24 protein-coding genes are annotated in these 25193 nt (G+C 33.4%); 2 read left to right on the forward strand and 22 right to left on the reverse strand.

Annotation, left to right across the window (positions count from 1 at the left end; genetic code table 11):
• Window positions 1–82: 82 nt before the first annotated feature.
• The 14 genes from EHW90_RS10300 to EHW90_RS10355 all read right to left on the reverse strand — a co-directional run bounded on the left by EHW90_RS10300 (window position 83) and on the right by EHW90_RS10355 (window position 16639).
• Window positions 83–796: an RloB family protein gene (locus EHW90_RS10300; protein WP_124952694.1), complete on the reverse strand. Its 714-nt coding sequence runs from the start codon at window positions 794–796 to the stop codon at window positions 83–85.
• Window positions 797–798: 2 nt separating this feature from the next.
• On the reverse strand, window positions 799–2148 hold the full coding sequence (locus tag EHW90_RS10305; protein ID WP_124952695.1) for an AAA family ATPase: 1350 nt from the start codon (window positions 2146–2148) through the stop codon (window positions 799–801).
• 318 nt (window positions 2149–2466) lie between these two features.
• Complete coding sequence (locus EHW90_RS10310) at window positions 2467–2853, reverse strand: SMI1/KNR4 family protein (protein ID WP_124952696.1); 387 nt, start codon at window positions 2851–2853, stop codon at window positions 2467–2469.
• Window positions 2854–2948: 95 nt separating this feature from the next.
• Window positions 2949–3377: an HNH endonuclease gene (locus tag EHW90_RS10315; RefSeq protein ID WP_124952697.1), complete on the reverse strand. Its 429-nt coding sequence runs from the start codon at window positions 3375–3377 to the stop codon at window positions 2949–2951.
• Window positions 3377–6550 (reverse strand): ATP-binding protein, encoded by a 3174-nt coding sequence (locus EHW90_RS10320; RefSeq protein WP_124952698.1) that lies wholly within the window; start codon window positions 6548–6550, stop codon window positions 3377–3379. The genes EHW90_RS10315 and EHW90_RS10320 overlap by 1 nt, the downstream gene beginning before the upstream one ends.
• The gene (locus EHW90_RS13290) at window positions 6551–6721 is read right to left on the reverse strand and encodes a hypothetical protein (RefSeq protein ID WP_167456753.1); all 171 of its coding nucleotides are present in this window, start codon (window positions 6719–6721) and stop codon (window positions 6551–6553) included.
• A 116-nt stretch (window positions 6722–6837) separates the two neighbouring features.
• Complete coding sequence (locus tag EHW90_RS10325) at window positions 6838–7371, reverse strand: hypothetical protein (protein ID WP_124952699.1); 534 nt, start codon at window positions 7369–7371, stop codon at window positions 6838–6840.
• A gap of 12 nt (window positions 7372–7383) precedes the next feature.
• Window positions 7384–9687, reverse strand: coding sequence for a dynamin family protein (locus EHW90_RS10330; protein ID WP_124952700.1), 2304 nt, complete (start codon window positions 9685–9687; stop codon window positions 7384–7386).
• A gap of 3 nt (window positions 9688–9690) precedes the next feature.
• A complete protein-coding gene (locus EHW90_RS10335) occupies window positions 9691–12429 on the reverse strand; it encodes a dynamin family protein (protein ID WP_167456754.1) in 2739 nt (912 codons plus the stop codon).
• A 67-nt stretch (window positions 12430–12496) separates the two neighbouring features.
• A complete protein-coding gene (locus EHW90_RS10340) occupies window positions 12497–13930 on the reverse strand; it encodes a hypothetical protein (RefSeq protein WP_124952702.1) in 1434 nt (477 codons plus the stop codon).
• A 58-nt stretch (window positions 13931–13988) separates the two neighbouring features.
• Entirely contained in the window at window positions 13989–14939 is a 951-nt protein-coding gene (locus EHW90_RS10345; RefSeq protein ID WP_124952703.1) for a helix-turn-helix transcriptional regulator, read from the reverse strand.
• Window positions 14940–15152: 213 nt separating this feature from the next.
• Window positions 15153–15305 (reverse strand): hypothetical protein, encoded by a 153-nt coding sequence (locus tag EHW90_RS13355; RefSeq protein ID WP_207667053.1) that lies wholly within the window; start codon window positions 15303–15305, stop codon window positions 15153–15155.
• Complete coding sequence (locus tag EHW90_RS10350; protein ID WP_124952704.1) at window positions 15292–16143, reverse strand: Rpn family recombination-promoting nuclease/putative transposase; 852 nt, start codon at window positions 16141–16143, stop codon at window positions 15292–15294. The genes EHW90_RS13355 and EHW90_RS10350 overlap by 14 nt, the downstream gene beginning before the upstream one ends.
• 232 nt (window positions 16144–16375) lie before the next feature.
• Window positions 16376–16639, reverse strand: a complete 264-nt coding sequence (locus EHW90_RS10355; RefSeq protein WP_060930842.1) for a type II toxin-antitoxin system RelB/DinJ family antitoxin — start codon at window positions 16637–16639, stop codon at window positions 16376–16378.
• Window positions 16640–16844: 205 nt separating this feature from the next.
• Between EHW90_RS10355 and EHW90_RS10360 the strand changes: the two genes are divergently transcribed.
• Both EHW90_RS10360 and EHW90_RS10365 read left to right on the forward strand, forming a co-directional pair.
• Window positions 16845–17027, forward strand: a complete 183-nt coding sequence (locus tag EHW90_RS10360; protein WP_060930843.1) for a hypothetical protein — start codon at window positions 16845–16847, stop codon at window positions 17025–17027.
• Window positions 17020–17628: a hypothetical protein gene (locus tag EHW90_RS10365; protein ID WP_060930844.1), complete on the forward strand. Its 609-nt coding sequence runs from the start codon at window positions 17020–17022 to the stop codon at window positions 17626–17628. Before EHW90_RS10360 ends, EHW90_RS10365 begins: the two co-directional genes overlap by 8 nt.
• 35 nt (window positions 17629–17663) lie before the next feature.
• Here EHW90_RS10365 and EHW90_RS10370 read toward each other — a convergent pair whose 3' ends face one another.
• The 8 genes from EHW90_RS10370 to EHW90_RS10405 are packed head-to-tail and all read right to left on the reverse strand — an operon-like array spanning window position 17664 to window position 25185.
• On the reverse strand, window positions 17664–18011 hold the full coding sequence (locus EHW90_RS10370) for a DUF2304 domain-containing protein (protein ID WP_124952705.1): 348 nt from the start codon (window positions 18009–18011) through the stop codon (window positions 17664–17666).
• On the reverse strand, window positions 18008–18700 hold the full coding sequence (locus tag EHW90_RS10375) for a glycosyltransferase family 2 protein (protein ID WP_124952706.1): 693 nt from the start codon (window positions 18698–18700) through the stop codon (window positions 18008–18010). Before EHW90_RS10375 ends, EHW90_RS10370 begins: the two co-directional genes overlap by 4 nt.
• Before the next feature lie 2 nt (window positions 18701–18702).
• Complete coding sequence (locus EHW90_RS10380; protein WP_124952707.1) at window positions 18703–19638, reverse strand: glycosyltransferase family 2 protein; 936 nt, start codon at window positions 19636–19638, stop codon at window positions 18703–18705.
• Window positions 19635–20867: a lipopolysaccharide biosynthesis protein gene (locus EHW90_RS10385; RefSeq protein WP_124952708.1), complete on the reverse strand. Its 1233-nt coding sequence runs from the start codon at window positions 20865–20867 to the stop codon at window positions 19635–19637. The genes EHW90_RS10380 and EHW90_RS10385 overlap by 4 nt, the downstream gene beginning before the upstream one ends.
• Before the next feature lie 13 nt (window positions 20868–20880).
• A complete protein-coding gene (locus tag EHW90_RS10390; protein WP_124952709.1) occupies window positions 20881–21888 on the reverse strand; it encodes an ATP-grasp domain-containing protein in 1008 nt (335 codons plus the stop codon).
• 2 nt (window positions 21889–21890) lie between these two features.
• Window positions 21891–23318, reverse strand: coding sequence for a lipopolysaccharide biosynthesis protein (locus EHW90_RS10395; protein ID WP_124952710.1), 1428 nt, complete (start codon window positions 23316–23318; stop codon window positions 21891–21893).
• The gene (locus EHW90_RS10400; RefSeq protein ID WP_124952711.1) at window positions 23318–24298 is read right to left on the reverse strand and encodes a glycosyltransferase family 2 protein; all 981 of its coding nucleotides are present in this window, start codon (window positions 24296–24298) and stop codon (window positions 23318–23320) included. Before EHW90_RS10400 ends, EHW90_RS10395 begins: the two co-directional genes overlap by 1 nt.
• A gap of 8 nt (window positions 24299–24306) precedes the next feature.
• Window positions 24307–25185, reverse strand: coding sequence for a glycosyltransferase (locus EHW90_RS10405; RefSeq protein ID WP_124952712.1), 879 nt, complete (start codon window positions 25183–25185; stop codon window positions 24307–24309).
• Window positions 25186–25193 lie beyond the last annotated feature (8 nt).

Genomic DNA, 25193 nt, shown 5'->3' on the forward strand with positions numbered 1-25193 from the left:
ATGCCTTCTCTTCTACCCTCTTTTATCCACTTGTCTTTAGATTCTTCTTTAAATATGTCGTATAACTCCTTCATTGCATCCGTCATCTTATTACCCTCCTTATATATGGGTTATCTTTTATAATCCCCTCTATAATCAACCCTATATTACTACTGATTCTGCCTTTTATATTATGTATATCTTGATTAATATATTTCTCCTGTTTGATTGCAATCATAATATCTTCTGCAAGATCACCTATTTGAGGGTTTTTCTTGGAATTCATCCCTGTTATATTAAGCAAAACATCCTTTGCATAACTATATTTACCATCAACCATATTTAAGAAATATTCTTCCCTGCCTTTTATATAATCTTCATAGCTGCCTTCTTTATGAAGTAACAAAAATAATTCAAAATTAGGATTAGAAACTGCCGCTATATCACTCTTTTCAATATCTTCTATCAATTTATCGTAACCTTCTACTTTTTCTTCAAAAATATCCCCATCAAAAACTATAATCATTCTGTCACGCTCTACATCAAAGTCATTTTCCGCCAGTGCTTTCTGCTTATTTGCAAATTCAACAAGATTCTTTGCAAATGATATGTTTCTATCTTTATCTGTCTTTTCCCAAAGGCGAATATCTATTAAGGGGTGTATACCCAAATTCTTTCTGAGGTCAATCAATTTTTTGAAATAAAAAGTTTCAGTATTTGCACCTTCACATATAAAGTAATATTTCCTCAAAGGCTCAATTTGTTCCTCTAAATCAGAAGAACGCTTATTCCAATTTGTATAAGTATGAACCGGCATAACTACACCTCTTTATTAAATTGAAATTGCTTAAACACAGGTATCGCACCATATCTTCCCTCTAAATAAGCCTTACTTAGTTTTTTGTCATATCTTTCCTTAAATTTATCTAAGGAATAGATTACACTGACATTATTATTATCTCTCTCAATAAACCATATTTCATCTCTACGGAATATTTTTTTGTCCATGATAGCATTCTCATGAGTCGTAAATATCAGCTGAATCCTCTCTTCTTTATGTGATTCCATAAACATTTCAATAAAATGTTCTGTAAGCTTTGGATGTAAGCTTCTCTCCAATTCATCAACAACAAATACAATATCATCTTGCTTTATCATAAGCATATATATAAGATCAATCAATCTCTTTGTGCCGTCAGATTCTTCAGAAAAATCAAATATAGACTTACCATGCTTTAATACAATTGTAGTAATTTCAGGCTCGGAGTTTTCTCTTATTCTTATATTAAAAAATCCTTCACCTATTCTCCAAGTCATTTGCATTTTCTTTAAATTTTCTAATTGCATTTTTAACTTAATACTATCAAAAATATTTGACAGCACATCTTTCGGAATCATCTTACCAAGTTCTTCCGAAGTAATTTCTTTTGTATTTATTTCATTTACCCCTGTATCAAAAGTCTCTATCAATTTACTAACCGTATCCAATGATTCCTTTGTATAATATACCTCATCACTTGAAATGCCTCTATCAGGATTTATTATAATAATATTATTTATAAGCCACTCAAATACCTTTTTGAAAAAGATAAACTTGGAATTATCTTCATATCTCTTGCCCCTATTCATCTCTGTTAGAAAAAGCCCTGTTTCATTTCCTGCAAAATCTTCTGCATAAACATTAAACCTGTTTTTTTCGGCACTTGACAACCTAATTCCTTCACCTAACTTCGGCATATTACCGCCATCCCTTAAAAACAGATTATTTGCACTTCCATCCTGCATTAACTCATACAGCCACTCTTCTATAATCTTTCTCTTACTTAAAACAGCGGCAAAACCATATGCATAAAATTTATCACCTACTGTAAATTGCAGTTCAAATACACTTTCCCTATCTTTATTTGAATCTTTATTCCTACAATAATCATTTACAGACTCCAAAGGAAGTCCTTCCATTATTACTGTTTTTATAAACTCCAATGATTTAACCAAGTTTGATTTTCCTGAAGCATTCGCACCATATATTACTGCATTCTTCAATAAGTTTGTTTGCTTTATTTTAATACGGTGACTCTTATTTTCCTGTATCTTGCTTGATGAAATCATAGACAATTCTTCTTTTTTATCAAAAGACTTAAAATTCTCTACTGTAATATTAACCAACATATTATCCACCTCATGACCATCTAAAAGCTGCTTTTTACTTATTATATATCTGTATACTACGCTTTTTTCTCTATATAGTCAACTCAGATCTATGATATCGTGTTCAAAAAATTAACAACCTGCTTACCTGAAACTAAAAATATCCCAAGATACAATTGGACAAACTCATTTTGCATCTCAGGATACTTAATATATTATAATACACGATTAAATTAACTTATTCTTAGAAATCCACATAATTCTAGCTCTTTATTGACTATAAGTTATACATATACAATCAAAATCAATTTTAATAATTAATAGATATTGATTTAAGATTTAATATAAGCTTTCAATGAATTGCTTCAATTTTTTTCCTGTTGATTCTATTCTATCTGTTTCGTGATCAAAAAATACTACTTCTTCAGATTTCAAATTCAAGCAAATATAGTTACCAAACGGATCAATTCCAAAAGGCAATAAATTTTTATCTTGTACCACATCTAAAGCCTTAAAAACCGTATCATCATCTGATTTATTAAATGATAATACTGAACCAAATACTCTCTCATTATTTCCAACCATAAAACAATACTTTTCCGGTGTTGCAGCATTCTCATCAATAACTAACTGTTTTAAATCTTCAGGAATTTCTATTTCCCTGCTTTGTTCAATTTTAGAAAATATAGTCTTATCTTCTAAATCAATTTTATATTTCCAAACCATATTCTTTCTACCTCCTACCTATACTCTGATCCACCACCCCAAATGCTACGTCCTCCGGTATGCCTACAAATATCATGCTCATCACTATCCACTAATTACATTTTCCCAGGTACCTCATTATGATGCCAAGTCTTACCACTTATTCTAGGTTCTCCATTTCTAATTTGTTCCAATTGTCTTGGTGTAAATTCCTTTGCAAGATCGGGATTACCATCTATAGCATTCCTTAAATTATTTACACAATATTTAAACTGTTCTGTGTCACTCGAATGCCACATTTTTTTAGGTAAATAAGCATCAAATTTACTTTCAAATTGCGGAAATACCCCCTCAATTTTTCTTCCATTGACCCTAATCACCCTTTTTTCATATAAAACTCCATTATACACTGTACCTTCTTTATCTTGATTAATAGTATTTATATGCTCCGGACCTTTTACATCATTCTTTGCATTTTCAAATGCCTTTATTGTTTTGGACGAATCAAGATTTTGTTTTGGCTTAAATTCTCCTATCTCTTTCACTAAATCACCTCACTATTTATGTATTCACGAAATTGTTCCAAATAGCTCTCTTCAACTTCATGTCTCATGATTTGTTCTCTAAGAATACACTCTGCAATCTGATTTCTTCTCCACTCAGACAAACCTGACACAATTGAATCCTCTGCATATATATAAGTATTCATCCACTCCTCAATAGACTCTGACCCCTCTGCTTCTCTTATCAAATCATCATTGGCGACAATATTAAATACTACTGATTGAATATCATCAATACCAATATAACCATTTTGTTTAAACAGCCTTATTAATTCTGTCTTTTCATATGTTGTAAACGACGATTTTATCACTTTATCAATCAATTCATTCATGTTTAAGTCAAGCCTCTCACCCGCCACTTTATCTAAAAGTTTATTTATTATAAGTGAGTTCTCATTATAACCAAATGTCACATCTTCAGATATATTTTCGTACATTCCATCTGCACTTTCATATCCAACTTTGCACAGTACCGGCTCCAACCAGTTATTTTGATAAACTGCTGCAATACCGGTAGGAATCTTTGCAAGCTCTTTTATTTGATCTTCTGTGAGGTTAGCTGATTTACCCACCAAATTTCTATCCTCAGCATCTGGTAATCTCATTATTATTTTTGTATTTGTATTCCTAATTACACTCATATCAAGTAATCCCGGCGCCTGATCTGCTATGATAAAACCTTCTCCATATGTCCTTACTTCCGCAATTGCATTTGAAAGCATTTCTACAGATTTTCCCAGCAAATTAGCTGATTCACCACTTTGTTCAGTTGAAGTCCTCTTCAAAAGATTATGTGCTTCTTCCAAAACAGTAACATGCTTCAAATCTGCATTCATAGCTCCTGATGTCATACGGTATTCTTGTAATCTCATTACTAAAATACCCATAATCATTGATTTAGTCTCCACTGATCCAACGCGGCTCAAATCAATAATTACATTTTCATCAAATAACTTATCATCGCCAAGTTCATCACTGTCAAATATCTTCTTATAAATTCCGTTTGTCAATGATTGAATTCTTGTAGCTAGTGCCCCTATATAATTATCCCTCACCTCATCTGAAAATGAAGATTCATTCATTACATTATTTAGTTCCCTCAATACATCCACAAATGTTGGGAACAACTTATTTGAGTATGTATTCCTTGACGTTTCTAAATTCCAACCGGCGTTTTTGTATGATCTCTCTACAGATTCTTTTAATACTGCCGGCATTGCTGCATACATAGGCCAACATACATTAAATATTTCAATTAATCTGTCTATATGCTCAAGCACATGTATCCCTACAGGAAATTTGAAAGGATTTAATTTTAATAACGGTGTTAAATATATATTGGTGCCATATACCTTCGCATCGTCATTACCGAATACATGTTTGTATTCTCCCTTAGCAGGTTCAACTACTAAGAAATGTATCTTTTGCTTTTTTAACTCTCTTAATAATTGATAAACAGTATTTGATTTTCCTGAACCTGTGGAGCCTGTAATAAATGTATGCATAGCAAGACTTTTTAAGTTCAAATCTACTTTTGTGGCTTGTTCAGATCCCATATGATAAATATTACCTAAGTTTATCTTTGAAGTATTCTTATTAGACAAATTAGTTTCAAAAACATTTCTTCCAAATGCTGCCATTTCAAACACAGGCAAACCATTGATTGATTTTTTAGGTAATCCTATATTTACTGTCAACTCATAGGAATTACTAATCGAAGCCGGACTAAGTAATATTTTACTATTTATCGGACTGATAAATAGTGGATGTGATAATCTCTTTAAATATTCCTTTACAATTCTTCTATCTCTTGTGTCCTCATTCCAATTATTTATTTGTGATGTCTGCAATGATGAATTATCACCTCTCATCAATGCACTGTATCCACTGGATACAATAGCATTAGTCTCAGGATCTGAAGAAATCACATATGTAGCACAATTAAATGCTCCATAAGACTCGCACTTTAAAAGCCTTTCAACCTGTTTATCAATCTTTGACAACAAGTCCTTGACCATCTTATTTTCATTTGATAATTGCAATGTTCTTCCATGTGTTGTTCCTTCCGATTCACCACTGGAATCGCTACTTTGTGTAGAAGATGAATAAGACTTCGATGAACTTTTTCCGGAAGATTCGGAACTGCCACCACTTGTACCTGATGACTGACCAGTGTTTGTTCCATGAGAACCAATTAATGTACTACCAATTTGACCCCCTATGGAACTTCCTAAATACGCACCTCCTGCCACTCCTAGAGGTCCCAAAAAAAAACCTGCTGCTCCTCCAATTGCCGCTCCTGCCAATCCTAATAACTGCCCTGTATCTTTATTTGTACTTGTACCACTGCTTATCCCTTCATTCCAACCGCTTGTTTTTGAATAACTCTGGGTTAAAGATGTGCTTTCACTAATTGAATCAGATAATCCTTCTGTATGTGTTTGGTTTACAGTAATACTCTCTGATTCATTATAGCTGATAGATGTCTTCAAAAACGGTGACAGCTGTGTATAAAGTGACTCATACCCCAACTTTGTACTTGCAATCTCTTTGGCACTTATCGGATCCGCAATCACAACTACACTATACTCTCTACCTTCAACCGAATCTATAAGATGCTCTATTCCTTGAACAAATTTTTCATAGGAATTATCTTTCTCATTTCTAACCGATGCTATTCCTGAAATAGACGTTATATAATCATCCTCAAATATAGTATCGATTAATTGCTTTTTTCTATCACCTGATATAGGAAGTATCTCCAATCCCGGAAAATTACCTGTTAATGCTCTTTTCAAGATCTCCCCCTGTGTTGTAATATCATTATTATGCTTATTTACTACACCTAAGTAATAATCTGTGTATTCCTTATTGCTTTTAATGAATGTAACTACCGTGGCATTGCTTAAATATGCAGCATTTAATACTGTTACAAATTTATCAATAACACTTTCCTTTTTATCAGATACCATTTTTGTGAACTTATATATTCTTGTATATTCAGTGATGTCAAGTTCCTGTAACTCTGTAGGTATATCCGCAACCTGATATTGATTTAATTGATATAAATAGTCTTTTGTTATAATATCCTTCGCTAACAAAAGTGATTCATTAAGTTTATCTATATTTTGAACTTCTGATAACTCAGTATTCATTTACATTCCTCCTCTCATCAGTTTTTCTAAATCTTTTTTTTTATTATTATAAAATTCCCTTCTCCAAATCTCATAATTAGTTTTTTCTTCTTTATTACATTTATCATATAAAGAACATTCTTTCAATTTACATTTTCCATTAATATAATCACAGAAAAATTTTAATTTCATCCATTTTCTGTACTCATATTTAAATTTTCTATATCCTTTTGCACCTTTATTATTACACTCATGTCTTTTTTCACATTTGGCACAAGCTTTTGAAACATCACAACTGTATTTCTTTTTTATATCCTCACTAGTGATGAGCCAATGTACAATATTATTACTATCATCGCTGCTATCGCCACCACACCTATTACTATTTTCACTGTATTGTTCGGTTGGTGGCTCTGTGCGTTTGGGAATTCACCATTATCTACATTTCTATTTACTGTTTCTCTCTTTAGGCTTCTTTCCTGTCTTTGATTTATAACTCTACTTGTAGTGTTTTCCTTTTGTATATCCTTTTTTCCATATAACTTTTTGCCAATAGTTTCAACATCCTTAATTCTCTCATCGCAAAAGTTTCTTTTTAATTCAAAAACTGCCCTTGTAAAATCATCCTCATCAAACTCTGTTTTTATTTTGGAAACAGGCTCAGCACCTACCAGGGTATCATCCTTTAGCTTTATACCATTTGATTCAACATATCTTACAACCTCAAAAAATTCGCTATTTGAAAAGTCTCTATTAGTGTAGCATATACTTCCTATAGCCTCTCTTAATGCCTTTACATCATTATTCGCTATTCCTTTTTCAACTGCATCATATTTTTGCATATTTCTACCTCCTTAAAATTCCAATACTTGACGAATTGCCTTATCCTTCTCATTGAACCAATTCGCTAATGCCTGATTTTCTTTTACCCTTTTTTCAAGTACACTTGACTCCTTAGTATCTGAATCCAGTTTTTCCAAAATATTTGTTATTTCTGTATTTAAAATATCAATATTTTCATTAAATACAGCCTTGTATTCTTCTACCTGCTCATTAGCCTGCTTAAACATATCACTTATATTCCTCTTTATACTGGATGAGAAACTTGACATAATATTGACTATTACTCCCCTCACATCAACATCAATACCATCCTCTACAGCAACTGTATAAGAAATTTGTTTCTTCTTCCAAAACTTGAAAAATCCTGTAAACCCTTTTCTTTCCGGATTATCCTTTACTCTGGTCTCACTTCTGTATCGTGTATGCTCATTTCTGCACTGTATATCATACAAATTCGATATTTTTATAGCATCAAAAGCTCTTATTCGATTAAAATCAAAATTTTCAATTTTGATATTGTCAATAATGCTTTTTACCATATTTGTATAGTCATCCAGCAGTTTTTTACATTCACCAAATATCTTATTTTCAATTTCTCGATTTAATCTACACTCGCAATCCCTTTGGTAATCTTCAAGCCTATACTCAAATTCCGAAATCATATAGTCGGCATCCCTCTTATCAATCTTTGACTTCCCATCATACGGTCTTACCATTTGGTTTAATTCTCTTTCAACATTATACTGTGCCTCCGTTTCAGTATCTGAATTCAGCTTAAAACTGTTTATTTTATACTTATATTCATCATATAGATACTTACCTTGATTATTTTTCTCCTTTGCTATCTTTATTTGTTCTCTAACCTTTAAGAGTTTTTCTACATCTGTAGCTATACTTTTTTCAAATGCAGCCTTCATATTAATCTCATCCAGCCTCTTTACAATATCCTTTATTGCATCCTTAACTTTCATAGGATATGCATATTTATCAATATACTCAGCAATCGTTGCCTCCACCGCCGGTATACCTGTATGTATCAAAGCTTCAAGCTCTCTCTTATCCTCATCACAACCATATTCCCTTATTTTATTCTGTAACTTTTCTTTTACTGTTGGAGTAAGTGTTGCAAATTCTTCGTAATGTAATTCTTTTACTTCAATAAAATCGTTTATGTCGTTTAATGTATTTCTTTCATTACGTGATAACCCCTCTCCTCTCATATTTTTTCTAATCAATAAGGCCATTCTTGCACTGGTTGGAATAAGCGTAGGCTCAGTAATATCAAACTCATTTAGATACTCTCTAACATTTTGTAATAGTTTATCTACCGTCTCTCCTCTTTCCTCATCAAGTGCATCACATTTATTGATAACAAAAATAAAACGATCCCTTGATTGTTTTCCACCTTGTCTCATCTCATTAGATATTGTTCTCAAAAGTTGTTCATCATCTTTTATAGCTATTTGTGTTGCATTCATTACATAAAGGACTACCGAATTTGTCCCTTTTATAATGTTATTAGTAAGTCTACTATGATTTTCATCCCTTGAATTATTAGGTCCCGGGGTATCTCTTAGGCAAAGTCTTATCTTGTCACTTGGGATCGCAGGTACAGAACCTTCTATATCTATATATGTAACCTTATCATTGGAATTAAATTCCTTCATGTTCTCCAATGTAATAGTTTGCCTTGGATAAATCTCTGTAATACCATCATCTGCATAACATGTAGCTTCATAATGGTCCATAGTATCATTGTCAAGTATTTTACAAATAGTTGCTGTACAGGCCTTATTCTCTGAAGGAAGTAGTTCCATATTTAAAAGAGAGTTTATAAGTGTGGATTTTCCGCTACTCATAGTTGCAATTACACTTACCTCAAAAAGCCCATTTTTTGCCTCACTATATGAGTCGAAAATATCTTTTCCTTTATCATTCTTAGTCGTAAATTCAGGTATTTTTTTTTCTTTTATATCAAACATTATTTCATCAAGTTCTTTACTTATACCTGAATCGTTTTTTGCCTCTTCAAATTGTAACTCAAACTTGTTTTTTCCCTTATATAAATTTAATGCGTATTTTAAATCATCAAAATCTATTTTTCTGCCTCTAAAAGTAACTCTTACTTTATCATCATCGCATGAATTATCAATTTCTTCTATCAATCCCTTCCAGTTTGATAACTCTCCAAGCAAGGCCTGTAATCTATGATTCTTTCGTTTTGAACCAATTTTACCTTCTCTCAACTCATTCCCATTCTTTTTAAATACACACTCTACTAAATATGGATTATACCCAATATAAAATTCTGTCATTATTCATTTACCTCCACATACATTGACTGTATTTTTTATAATTCCACTACTCAAAATTTGTGCTTTCTGAATCTCCTCTTCAAGTAACCTTATCCCTGTATTATCTATTGCCCTGTTCAAATCTCTAATCATATATTCCATACCTCTGACTTGAACTTTATCATTTTGATTTTTCAATGTGTCCGTTATTGCAAACGATCGCATAGAATAATCTTTCGGCTGATATACATCGTAACAATCGCAGAATGATCTATACTCATTTCTGGTCAATTCTAATCCATTCAACACCTTTTTAAATAAACTTGCAGATAATGCTGAAACCGGAATAATATATGGCTTTTCAATACCATTTGATAGCAAATATTCTTTGGCAATTGATACAAACTGCTCTACTGATTCTCCCCTATCTTCATCCAATTGATCAACCTTGTTCAATACAAATATCAAAGATATCTTTGGATTTACCTTAATTTGTTCTCTTATTTTCCATAAAAGATACTTGTCATCATTAATTCCCATTTGTGTAGCATTCATTACATATAAGAACAATCCACCTTTAACCTTACTGATGACATCTTCCATAACTTTTTCATGAGATTCATCTCTTGAATTATTCGGTCCTGGTGTATCAACTACAAGTAACGCTCTATCTGTATTTAAAACACCTTTTATATCATCTTTTATCAAAACTTCAACAACTTCTTCGTTATTATTTGCTCTTTCTAATTCTTCTGCAATATTCTCCTTTTCAATTAGAGTTTGTCCATTTTTATATGTAATATAAATGGTTGTGCCGTCTGACTGATCATCATCCAAAATCATATATTTCTTTGCAGTACAAGCTTCATTCTTACTTGGTAATACCTGCCCTCCAAGTAATGCATTTATCAGAGTACTTTTACCACTTGACATAGTTGCCATTACTACCATTGGAAAGATACTTCCTTCATCTACTGTAATACCTGTCGGAAAGAAATCATTACTCAAAAAGGATTCTCTATTTGCCTGATAACATACATTTGAGTCTGAATTATGTGTGTCCTTTCTATTTATACTACTATATTCTTCATTATCAACATTATAAATATACTTTTCGATATATCTGTTAATCACTTCTTCTAGTGCAGGAACACCTGTATGTATCAGGGCTTTCAACCCTCTATTATCCTCGTCACAACCATATTCCCTTATTTTATCCTTTAACTTTTCTTTTACCGTTGAGGTAAGTGTTGCAAATTCTTCATAATGTAATTCTTCAACTTCAATAAAATCTTCTATCTCATTTAATGTACTTCTTTCATTTCGTGACAGTAGCTCTCCTCTCATATTTTTTCTAATTATTAGAGCCATTCTCGCACTGGTTGGAATGAGTGTAGGCTCAGTGATATCAAACTCTTTTAGGTACTCCCTAACATCTTGTAATATTTTATCTGCGGTCTCTCCCCTTTCCTCATCAATTGCATCACATTTATTAACAACAAAAATAAAACGTTCCATTGATTGTTTACCACATTGGCTCATCTCATTAGATATTGTTTTCAAAAGACATTCATCATCTTTTATAATTATTTGCGTTGCATCTATTACATAAATAACTAAGGAGTTTTTTTCTTTTATAATTTTCCGAATTACTTTCTTTTGATTTTCATCCATTGAATTATTTGGTACAGGTGTATCTCTTAGACAAATTCTAATATTGCCGCTTGTAATTACAGGTACTGTACCTTCTATATCTATATATTTAACTTTATCATTCGAATTAAACTCCTTCATAATATCCCGCGTAATAGTTTGTCTCGGATAAACCTCTGTAATCATATCATCTGCATAACAAACAGCTTCATAATGTTTCATAGTATCATTGCTAAGTACATTACAAAAGGTGCTTTTGCATGCCCTATTCTCTACAGGCAAAATTTCTGTATTTAAAATGGCATTTATAAGTGTAGACTTTCCACTACTAGTATTTGAAATAAAATTTATTTTCAAAACATATTGACTATCACTATCTATTGTATATCGTTTTTCCTCATTAGTGTCATTCTTCATGTCTGCTTTACTGTCACAAAATTGTTTCGGCAAAGTTGCGTTTCTATCAATAAGTAAATCAAAACTTTTTTTTGTGGTTTTTATATTATTTACTAATTCAACAATATAATATCCAATAACTTTTCGTAAAAGATTTTCAGCTAAATACTCCATACCTCTTGAGATTATTTGTTTCGCCCATTTCTTATATTCACTTATTTTATAATCAAATGAGCGTGCCAAATTACTATAACCTTGAGTATCTTCAATAATATAATCTATTGCCTCCCTCACTGATTCATATATTAGATTATCCGATTCTTTTATAATCCAATCCTTATCATCTTTAGTAAATTCAAATTCACACAACTCAATACAATCACTATTTAATCCTTTTATACCATATTTATTAAAGATATTTTCTCCTGCATGAATAAGATCATTATGGTATTTTTTTTCTACATTTATCAACAAATTACCAAAATTACCTATTATATCAATTATAGTATCTGTTAAAGTAAAATCAGTTATATTTAATAACTCATCTATATTTTTACATTCATCCAGTACGCAGCACACTTCTTCTTTTACTTTCCATATTCTACTATTTATATATTCTATTTCACCATATATCTGCTCTTTGGCAGAAAATACTGAGCAAAATAGAGCATTTTGTACCTCTCTTTTTATTTTTAACAACTCACGTCTTTTCATTGTATTACCACACATATTCTAAATCTATTATAAACATCAAAATTATATTGTATATTTAACTACAATATCAAACCTCTGATCCACCATTTATCATTCTATCTATCATTTCAAAAGCCTCATTAAAACAGTTTGGATAGTCTTTGAAATAAGTTGATAAATATGATTTAAGTTCATTTCTATAATTCTTAGTCTGCTCCAGTGCTTTTTCTTTTTCAGCTAATAGCTTTTCTTTTTTCTCTTTACCATCTGTTATAGCATCATAAACTTTCTTACCTATAAACTGGCTTACCCCTGGAACAGGAACTAATGTACTCACTGCTGCTCCTGCCGTTAATGCACCTTTATCTATATTATTTTTCTCAAGCATTTCACTTACCTTGTTATAAGTATAACTAGACAGTACTGACCCAACTAATGATCCTACTGCAGCACCAACTATAGGAATAGGAATCAAAATTTGCCCTCCAATTGCACCTCCAACCGTTCCACCAGCGAATACACTTGCTTTTTCTTGAAGTTTATTCATACATTGTTTTGTAGATATCTTTCCTTCTGCATACTGTTTTACAGTATCTCCCGCAACCATCACTGCTGTTATCACATGTCCCGGAACATTTGATTCTACTAAAGCCCTTATAAAGCTTGATGAAGAATATGATAGTGTATGTGAAATAACTGTCAGCGCCGAACTAAAACCATAGCCTGTTGCAGCAGCCTTGCCTGTATCCTTCGCAGTATCTACAATAGCCTCTTTTGCAGTTTTCTCTCCCTTTATTATTGACACAATATTTTGGATTCCCGAAACAGTAGAGACTACTATTGCTGAATCTCTCATACCTCCAATACCGGCTTCATTTCCTGTTTCGAATATATTCTTAGCACTATCCTTTATATCCTGCATTTGTAAGGCTTTTCTTGCATTACTTTCACTTTCGATAGCCTTATGCTTTCCTTCATCAGACAACTCCACCCCAGTTTTTTTCAAATATTCCTTATCATTTACAAATTCTGTATTTGAACGGCTACGCTTAGAATTATTATATTCTCTTGAAACCGTTTCCATATTGTCAGAACTGTTTGATGATTTCTTAATATCTTTACTTGTCAGCCACGGATTATTCTTGGTTTGCTCATGTCGTTTTTTTAAAGGAACTTTATGATCTGCTTCTGCTAAATGTTTTTTCCAATCTTCTCCATATAATCTCTTAGCCTCAGACTTAGTTAAAGATAAATCTTTATTTGTATAAGGATCTTTTACATCACCATTTTCAGAAAACGCTTTCTTTTTTGTCATTTCTTTTGCATGTCCATCGTCCAGAAGCTTTCTGTCATATTTTTCAGGCTTATAAAATTTATCTTTTGCAATCTTTGTAGATTTACTAACTGACTCTGTTATAGACTTACCTGTTCCAATTATTTTAGTATCTCTAACTGATTCTTTTTTATTTTCTTTATCTGAACCACTATTTCTCTCAATACCTTTATTCTTAAAAAACTCCATATAGTTCTCCTCCTACTGTTAAAATTTATAATATTTATAAAATATATTTGATATTTTTCTATATCACCCTCACATTCTCCCCCTGGCTCCTCAGCCACATATCAATACCCTTACCGAATACCTCTGCCCTGATAATATACTTGCCATCCTTTTCGCTTTCTATCTTTGCAGTCGGTAGGCGGTCAAGTATTGCATCAACATCCGACCCGGTGTATTCAAAACAGATTCTGTTGAGTTTTCCGCCATACATAAACTGTATTCTTTTTCTAAACTCTCCTTCTTCAAATCTGTTTTTGTAAGGCATTTTAAATCTGTCTTCAAGTACTCTATAGCTGACAATTCTGTCCACACGGTATATAGTCGGGAAGGCATCATTTATCACATCAAAGTTCTCACACACTTCTTTGTCGTCTATAAATGCTGTTATATAGAAGTAGTATTCGGAAAACATTATTCCCACAGGCTTTACTTTTCTTTTTACTATTGCCTTATCTTTTGTTCTCCTATACTCAAGCTCCACATATCTGCAACTTCTGATTGCCTGACCCAGATCCCATAATGTATCAAGGAAGTTTGTTTTATGCCTTAACTCTATATAATTATGTTCTTCATTCCCTATCAACTCCTTGACAGGCTGTCTGTTTTCTTTCGGTACACAGCAACTTATAAGCTTGTCAAGTATCTCTTGCATTACATCTTTGGGGAATGCCCTGCTGTCCAACAATATTTTACATACTGCAAGTGTCTCGCTGTTTGACAAAGTTCCCTGATATGACGATTCTATCCTGTATCCTCCTACATCTTTATCATAGATTATGGAATTGATAACACCGTTGTTTGTCATATCGGTACCCATATAATCCTTTATGGCTGCAATATCTCTTTGTATGGTTCTTTCATCCACATTAAAGTTTGCAGCTTCTTCGCTTTTATTTACAATACAGCCCTTCACCAGCTTGGAATATATCTTAAGCAATCGTGATGACTTATCTGCTCCGAAAACTTTCATATCTCATCTCCTATATGCCTAATATACTACTCAACATAGACATATATTGTCATTTCAAAAATTATTTACATATAAAATCTTTTTTTATCTAATATCATAGCACCAGCTAATTATAACAAATTTATTAATACTTTTCATTAGCATAATTAAGATTTAAGCCATTTCCTTACAAAAAAGGAACTTATTTCATGGTTCTCCTTATATTTGCTTAATTTAATTTTTATTTTTTGAAGAATAGTCTTCTGTGACAACTTTATTACCCCACTTATTACCCTCTTTATCATACACAGTTTTAATCCAATTAAAAAGGACACCTTTTACAGTGCCCTCATTATTTTTAAATATTACTATTTTACATTTTTTCATTTAAATATTTTTGAAACATGCTTACGCTTATATTTGCTCTTTTTGCGGCATCTTCTACTGAGATTATTCCGTCTTTTGCAAGCATAAGTAATGTATTTATAACACCTTCTTTTCTACCTTCTTTTATACCCTCTCTTCTGCCTTCTCTTCTACCCTCTTTTATCCACTTGTCTTTAGATTCTTCTTTAAATATGTCGTATAACTCCTTCATTGCATCCGTCATCTTATTACCCTCCTTAACATACTTAAAATCATATTTCATTTTAGACGTTACAGGAAAATTCTCACTGTAACAATCATCTTTTGTAAAAACTCCCATTAGTTCTGACAGTGTAGTTCCGTCATTTATATTGGCACTGATATATATTTCTTTAAACCCGTTGTCAACTTCTCTATTGCTTCCGTCTATCACCCTTTTTATTAAATATGAGCTCTTATTTTCTTTGAATATATCGAAATTGCAAATATATATCATGCACACTTCCGGAACATTATCAAAGCTTTCTCCTTTTTTCATCAAGCTTGTAGTAAGCACACTGCTGTAATACCTCACTCTTTTTTGATGATTTACATTGTCGGCATTTTGAACCTCAATATTCACTCGTCTTCCGTCTCTTAACTCGCAATAAGCATCAAGTATTACAGAGCGTCTTTCTATACTAGTTATAGCATATTGCGACTTATTATTTAAGACTTTCAGATGATAATCTTGCAAAAACGTCCTCAATATTTCTTCACAAAACTCCCTATTCTCTGCCATCTTTCTAAATATAATGTCATCAATGGGATTTAACTTTTGTACATATTCTTTGAATTTTTGTATAGACCTGTCAGACATAAACCTCCTTTATAAATAAAATCTTTTTTGAATTAGAAAATATAAGAAATATGTATCTAAAATTATTAGATATGATGAACTGCATCCATAATTATTATAATAAATACTTTTAATTAAATCAATATACTTGACAGAAATATAATATATTTGTAAATTCTTTTAAACTCATTGACTAATTACGTTTTTATAAATTTTTTCAACAAAAAAGCCCTGGTATCCCTGGGACCGAAAATCAAAGTAACGCACTCATCAAATCTTTTACACTATCGAAAGGGCCGTATAAGTCTTCATTATTTTTAGCAGACTCCACAGCTTTATATGTGGTTTCATTCGGCTCATCTATTTTCACCTCAAACGGTAGACCATGACATCTAAGAGCCTGTCTGTAAAAAATGCCCGTTGCAGTACTTAAATCCAATCCCAACTCCTTAAACAGTTCCGATGCTTGCGCTTTCAACTCACTGTCCATCCTTAATGTAAGATTTTCCTTTGTCATTTCCACACCTCCTATCTGACATAAGTATAGCAAAAGATATGTATATTACAAGTACCATGAAAGTTTCGACATTTTAAATTTCGATTCTTATTTCATTTTTCATAATAACATAATAAGACCTGAATTATCTTATATTTAATATTGTTTTTTCTCTATACACAATATATACTTAATATAAATAAATTTACATTTAAGGAGGTTTTATATGGCTACTTCAAGTATTACTCATAATTTTGTTATTTCTAATCCCAAAAGTATAGAGCGCTTTGTTGCAGCTTTAGACGAAGCAGAACGTGATCGTACTCCAAAGCAAGTACTCCCCGGACGCCAGCTAACTAATCCTCAAGAAATCTTATCACTGATGGCAAAGAGGAACAAGCATGCCTGATAATTATTTTACTGTAAATATGCGCGCATATTTGGATAAAAATGTACAGACATATATTGGAGAAGAAAGCCTTAATGAAATACTCTCTGACTTTTCTTGTCCAAAAAATTATGATGTAGAACACTTTTTATTACATAACGCAATTGAATTTACTAAAAAAGATCAATCCGTTACTTATCTTGTTTTTGAGGCTGATACTGCTCTACTTGTCGGATATTTCTCACTAACCATAAAACCCATATCTATAAGTAGTTTAAATATCAGTAAAACTATGGCAAAAAAACTCTCTCGTGTAAGTATACTTGACAAAGAAAACGGATCGTATACAACTGCAGCATATCTAATCGCACAAATTGGAAAAAACTACTCGATACCAAGAGAAAGACAAATTTCGGGTAATCTGCTTTTAGGATTTGCTTTGGAAACTATAAGTAATCTGAAATATTCTATTGGCGGTGTCATGGAGTTTCTTGAATGTGCAGACAGCAAATTCCTATTGGATTTTTATGAAAGAAACCATTTCAAACGATTTGATACGAGAATAACAAATTCACAGTATAATGAACCACATGTATTACATCAACTTTTAAAATTTATTTGAATCAAGGCCATATTTTTATGACCTTGATTCTTTTCTTATTTTATTCTCTCCCTATCCTCCTTCTCCTTCAGCGCCATCTCCTGGGCCAGATTCACCACCTTGTTCTCAAGGAGCGACATCTGTATGCTCATAAAGAAAAGCTTGATAAGGAGCATGCCTATTATTATCAGATAGACTATATTTGCAGGGGATTTGGCACCTACGAGGTCGGAGATAAAGTAGATGATCCCCGGGAACACCGCAAATACTATCAGTATGATGGCAAAGACCACCCAGAACAGTCCGTCTTCTATTCTTATTTTTGATTTCCTTATCTTTCTAACAATGATAAAAAATGACATTATAGATATCAAGATAAGTCCTATTCTTAGTATAGCTGTCATATTTTTTTCTTCTCTCTAAAACTTTGAATAATGATGATGGATGTCAGCATCCTGAACATATACTTCATAGCATTGATAGGTGTAAGGTAGCTTATACCTGCCACTCTTTCATCCATCTCGCCCTGTATCTCACAGACTTTCATGCCCTGCTTTATAAGATAGGATACTGTATCCGGCTCAGGCGCATAGTTAAGTCTGAGTGCAAACTCGGCAATCAGCTTTTCATTGTACATTCGCATACCTGAAGTAGGGTCATGTATTGTCACACCGGTACTTAAGTTTATTGCAAGGCTGATAAGTCTTGAGCCGAGCATCCTCATTGAGAACGGCTTTTTCTTGGTTACAAACCTTGACACTATGACTATATCACATTCCTCACACTTTTTTCTCATTGTAGGAATATATTCAGGTCTGTGCTGTCCGTCACCGTCAAACTGCACCGCGTACTTGTAGCCGTGCTTGTAGGCGTACTTCATTCCGGTCTGAAAAGCACCTGCAAGTCCCAGATTTACAGGTAAGTCAATAATATTAAATCCTCTTTCTCTGCAGATCTTTGATGTAGCGTCAATAGAGCCGTCATTTACAATCACATAGTCCACATCATTTAATGTGTTTGTCAGTCGCTCTATTACATTTGCAATATTCTTTTCCTCATTAAATGCCGGTATTATTACCAATGTATCAGACATATCTATCTCCAAAAACCTTTATTCATGCTGAAAGCTCTCACCACACTCTTCGGTAACATCTTAAAATTCTTACCCGCCAGAAATCCTGCATACTTGCAACCGCTGATATATACAAGCTTCACAACACTGATATATGAATGAGTGGATAAAAGATGCCTTACTGTCTTTAACACCATTTTTTTGCCCTCACTCTCACTTTTTATATTCTTAAATATATGAGGATTGCTTGCCTGTGAAACTCCGATATCAAAATTTCTTTTAAACTGCGCTACTCCGCTGTAATTGTGAGAATGTATCACCTTTGCCCATGCCTCATATTTTATAAAATATCCATGTTCAATAAGCTTGTATGCATAAAGCATATCCTCATTTAAAATCTCTCCTGTATCAAAGCTTCCAAGTGCATCGAATGTCTCTCTTTCATAGGCTGCGCATACATTTGAAGCAAAGTAAGTCTTTATTCCGAGAGTCTGCCTCTCATTAAAAGACTTTATCATTGACTCGACAGGATAATTAAACTCCCTTGTAAACTTTTCAATCTTATTTGCCTTCTTGTCAGGTACCTGTCTGGCATAAGTCATCTTGATAGACTTATCCATTCCTCGAAGCAGATATTTTACAGTTTCCTTGTCAAAGCAAACCGCATCTTGAGTCATACATATAAAATACTTTGCATCAGATTTTGATACTCCGAGATTTCTTGTAGCACCGTGGTCAAATTCATTTTTTTCAATATGCTCAATATAAAGACTTACTTCGCTGCCTTCAAATATACCTTTGATACCCTCTTCAATACCCGACTTGTCCCAAATACTTTTGTCCGTATTTATAATAATAATCTTGCCGGGTTTTACACTTTGAGCCAAAAGCCTCTTTATTGATGTCAAAAATCTGTTGTCAGGCTTATATGTAGGTATTATTACATCTACTAAATTCATTTTTTAACCTTTCTGAGTCCGAAAATCACCGCTATAAGGAAAAATACGGTCAATACCGACATGGTAATCATATATGCAAGTGCGGCTCCGTTCATAGCAAAGTATTTTACCATAAAATCGCTGAAAAAATATGCAAAAACCGCACCGACCACATATATAAAGAATATAACTCCGGTCATCTCAAAGATAACCAGACAATAGTATCCTAAGTTTACTATTGCATAAAGTCCTCCGCCAAGTATCACCAAAACCAATGCCGGTCTGTAAGGCTCTATTGCACTTCCCACATCACCAAGCACAAGCTTAAGTGCAGGTATTCCTAGTATATAAGCTGCAAGCATTCCAAATAACGTTGCCGCAAATATAAATACCGCAATCTTTGATATGGTCGAAACAAAATTTTTTCTGTTACCTGTCTTATACAGTAATGAAAGTTTTGTAAGTATCGGCCTTATTATAAATCCTGCCATCAGATTTATTATGGAAGTCGGTATAAATATTATACTGAAGTAACCGTTTAACTCCTCTCCAAGCCTGTAATTTACAGCATACTTTGCGGCCGCAAATATATAAAGGTCTATAAAGGCTCCCAAAAACAGCCACTTGCTCTTATTTAATAAAGAGAGATATGATGATTTTTTTACACTCTTATCTATATTCAATCTGCCAAGCGGTATAATATCAAAGACCAACGCCGCAAACGCTATACTTGGCAGCAGAGCCAAAGAGCTGAGCCTTAAATCACCTGTAATTCCAAGGATTCCCAAAAATATGCATACACAGAATAATGTTCTGAAAAGCGTTGCCTTTCCGGTCATATCAAGCCTGTCCTGTCTTTGCATTTCAGACTCAAATATATCACAAAATCCGTCCAAAATCTTATACAGCGACAATATCATATATACTTCAAAGACATAGCTGTCTTTAGTCACAAACACTATGTATACAAACCCTGCCAAAACTGCCAAAAGTGAAGTCATCGCACGGAATCTTAAATAATCACAGAATGTATATTCATTTGAAATATCCGTAACCTGTATGGGTCTCATTCCAAAGTATGAAACTATATAAAGCTGCTGGCCTAATGTGGAAAATCCGAAGAAAAATACTCCGCCTGCATACGCTCCCGCAAGCCTTGTGACAGCCACCCCAAGCAGCATACTTGTAACGGCATATACAAGACTGCCAAGCATATTCCAAAAATATGCACTTCTTTCTTTACTGTCCATAATATATCCAAATCTATTTTAATTCCACCATGGTTATTTCTTTTGCAAAGAGGCCGTATTTTTTGACACTTAAATCATTAAGCTCTTTGCCACTGCAAAGTCTTATAATCGCTTCCAGCTCGTTTACTCCTGCATTGTGAGTAAAGGGATAGCCTCCGCCGAATCTTGCATTCATATCTATTATATAGGCTTTCCCGTCTGATAAGAGTATATCCATATCAAGATTTCCTATATGAGAAAGGCTTTTTGCAATCTTCTTTCCTACAGCTTTAAGCTCGCTGTTTTCGGTGACCTCTGCAATATCGGTTTCACCCGATCTCATGGCATATTTTCTCTTTACAGTAACACTTAGATTCTCACCTTCAAGATCATTGAAAATATCCAGTCCGAACTCATCTCCTTTGATCTTTTCCTGTATAAGTATTGCCCTGTTCATATCGGCATTTGACTCAAATCTCAAATATGATTTTTGAATACTTCTCTTTGCCTTTTCATAGAGAACTTCAAGTTCCTTTTTATTCTCGGCTTCAAAAATGCTTAATGAGCCCATTCCCCATCTGGGTTTTAAAATATAAGTTTTATTATCAAAATCAGCATATTCAAGTGCCTTATCAAGATCCAAATAAGTCTCAGGCACAGGCATATTTATCTTCTTAAGATACTCAAGCATTTCAAATTTATCATTACAAATATTTATGACATCCTCATTTGAAACAATGACCTTTACACCAAAAGCCTCAAATTCGGCTTTATTCTTTGCGAGTATCATAAGGTCGATGTCAAAGAGTGAAATCAAAATATCTATTTTTTCATTTTTGCATATTTCCAGTAGAAACGGAATATAATCTTCATCATATATAAGCGGTGACTCAAAAGCCTTATCGGCCACACTCATAGCGGTTGTATTCATATCCGAATTTGTCGCCACAATATTTCCGCTTAATCCGAGGTCCTTGTATATGTCCCTTAAATAATCGATTATATATGCTCTTCTACCCACACTGGTTAAAAGTATATTCATTATTATCTCACCTTACTCACTATCATCTTAAAGTTCTCATTTTTCATAACTACAGCCAGTGCTATATAAATAATTACACCAAGCACTATCTGTATCAGAAGACTTAAAATACCGATTCCTATATGCTTACCTGCAATGTAAATAATAATTCCCATAATTATAGCAGGGATAAAGTTATTTAAAGCATCCATACTCTGTTCTTTTAGGGTGTAACCCAAGAGCTTTCCGTTCGGTGCCGCATTGATATATGCACAGATCAAATCTGAAAAGGCCTTAAGCCCTACAAACACAAATACATTATACCTTATTCCAATCAGCAATATGGCAATTCCAAGAATCTTTTTTATAATTTCAAGCTTTAAAAATATATCACTTCTGCCCATAGCATTTAATGCCTCAAGGTTTGATACATGAATCGGCCAAAATACATATGAAAAACACATCATCTGCAAAAACGGTATTGCAATCCTCCACTTCTCTCCAAGCAGTAAAAGTATAAGATTGTCACTGACCGCCGCCAGTCCGCACATCATAGGTGCCACCACAAATGTGGAAAGTCTTACCGATGACATTAAAAGTGATTTTACATCTTCCTTACTTTCCTGTTTCTTTGACATGGCAGGAAGAAGTACGGACTGTATGGCTGATGAAAGATTGCTTACTACAAGCTTTGGAAATTGCTCACCTCTGTTGAATGAGCCGAGCATATCTTCACTGTATGCCTTACCTATAACAAGTCCGTGTATATTTGTAAAAATCGTATCTATCAGTGATGCCGCCAAGAGCTTTGAGCCATAGGCAAACATGGTTTTTAATCTCTCCAAGCTGAACTTAAGTCCCGGAAAGTATTTTATACCTATACCGAGTATTATAAGGAGTGCAAAATAATATACTATCTGCTGAAAAACCAAAGCCCAGACCTTTGCTCCCTCAAGTGCCATAATTACACTCACACTGCCTGAAATTACAGACGAAAGAAATGTTGCAATAAAAAGAGTTTTAAACTTCATGTTTCTGGCAACATATGAATTTTCTATTGATATAATACTTCCTGGCAGTATTATTATGCCCATAACTCTCAGTATGTCTATAAGCTCGGGATTTTTATATATACCTGCTATAACGGGTGAACCTACAAAAAGCAGTATATATATCGCCAGTGATAAGAGTACATTAAAAATCAGCACAGATGAAAAGTCCAAATCATCCGCATGAAACTTTTGTATCAGTGCTGAAGCAAAGCCGTTTTGTACCAAAATATTGGCTATTGTTGTAAATATCAAAACTATTGCAACTATTCCATACTCTGACGGACTTAAAAGCCTTGCAAGGAGTACCGACACTATAAACTGAACTCCCTGCGAACCTCCGTTTTCAAGTATCTTCCAAAAAAGAGATGTGGAAATCTCACTTTTATTTTTCTTATTCATCAGATATTCAACATCTCTCCTATTGTAAGTATTTTTGAACTTTTAAAAAATGAATATTTCAAGATATCTCTTATCTTTGATACTCTGTTTTTAGATTTCATATTTGCAAATGCATTTAAATATTTGCGTGCAAAATATGTATCGGCCGACCTGCTTTTTCCAAGTTCATCCTTATATAATCTTAAAAACTCTTCCACCTGTGCAAACATACAGTCATAGTTTTCTCTTATCCTTTGTTTGTTTCTCTTTTTTATATTGTGAAGTTCCAGAGGATTCTTTGCACCAAGTTCATTGTTTTCATGTTGACGATATTTTACAAGGCATTCATTAAGAAAACCGACCTTACCGAATGTAAAGGCGATCAGTCCAAGCCACCAGTCATGCATAAAAGAAACCTCAGGCCTTTTATATATATCAAGCAATGCTTTATTTATAATCACCGTATTTCCTGTAATATTGTTTTCAACGAGATATCTTGAAAAACTTTTTTCGGTGCTTATTGTATAAAGGTATTTTGACTCCTTTTTTGCATACTTTATGGCTTCATTTATACCTGTAAGCTCACTCATTTTCTTGTTCTTTGAATTCAGGTTTTCATCCACTATCTCCAAATCCGAATGCACAAGTATCGGCGTTTCTTTGCCATATCTTCTTTCAAGCCTTTGTATGGCCTTCAAACTTTTTTCGAGCTTGTCACTTTCCCAAAAGTCATCCTGATCGCAGAGCGCAATATATTCGGCATCAGCCATATCAAGCAGATTGTAAAAGTTTTCCTTTGCACTGTGAGTATTGCTCTGAACAACCCTTATCTTCTCGCCCAATACACTCTCATAGCTTCTTAATATTTCAAAAGTACAATCGCTTGAATTATCGTCACTTGCAAGTATATTGTAGTCCTTAAAACTTTGACTTATTATACTTTCTATCTGCTCAGGCAAAAATCTTTCACCGTTATAGGTCGCAAGTAAAATTTCTATCATACGCATTCCTAGAGTAATCCGAAAATAATCACTTCAAGCCTTACAAATGCAAAGAAAACTTTTGCAAATATCTGCTGAAGTAAATTTATCTTCAGATAATTTTTATAAAAATACATTGTGGACTCTTCTCTGATTTTCTGGCGTGAGTAGAGGCTTTTTAAACTTTTTTTGATGCTTGCCGAATGTATATGCTTATACTTATACCCTGTAATAACGGCAGTCTTTAAGCCTATACCTTCCATCTTTTTTGAAAGCAGATCCTCCTCACCGTATAAAAACATCTTTTCATCATAGCCTCTTAACTTTATAAAGGCGTCAACTCTTACCATCAAAAGTGCACCAAGTACTGCACCTACTTTTCTTATCTTGGCATTATAAAAGTTTCTGTCATAATGAAGAGCCTTTGTAAAGATTCGCCTGCATATCGGACCGTTCTCCGCCAAGGAATGAAGAAAATCTCTCATCGGCCAACATGAAGCACCTTTAAGTACATTTTCTCTGCTGCCGTATACATCATTTGTTTCTACCAAAGGAGCACATATGCCGATATCCTCATTTTTTTCCATAGCAGACTTTAATACTTTAATCACTCTTTCTTCAAAGTCCGTATCGGGATTCGCTATAAGCGCAAGATCCATGCCGAGATCTTTTGCCACTCTTATACCTACATTATTGCCGGCACCGTAGCCTTTATTCTCATGATTATCTACAAAATAAACCTTTTCATTTTTCTCACAAAAGCTTTTCAGTCTTACCTTGGAATCATCATTTGAGGCATTGTCCACCACTATAACCTTATCAAATACGGCATAATCGGCTACACTGCCTAAGAGTTTTAATGTATTATCGGCATCATTATAATTCAACACTACTAAGGCTAATTTCATCTTCTCTC

It is taken from the genome of Lachnoanaerobaculum orale (genome assembly GCF_003862485.1).
Lineage (GTDB): Bacteria > Bacillota > Clostridia > Lachnospirales > Lachnospiraceae > Lachnoanaerobaculum > Lachnoanaerobaculum orale.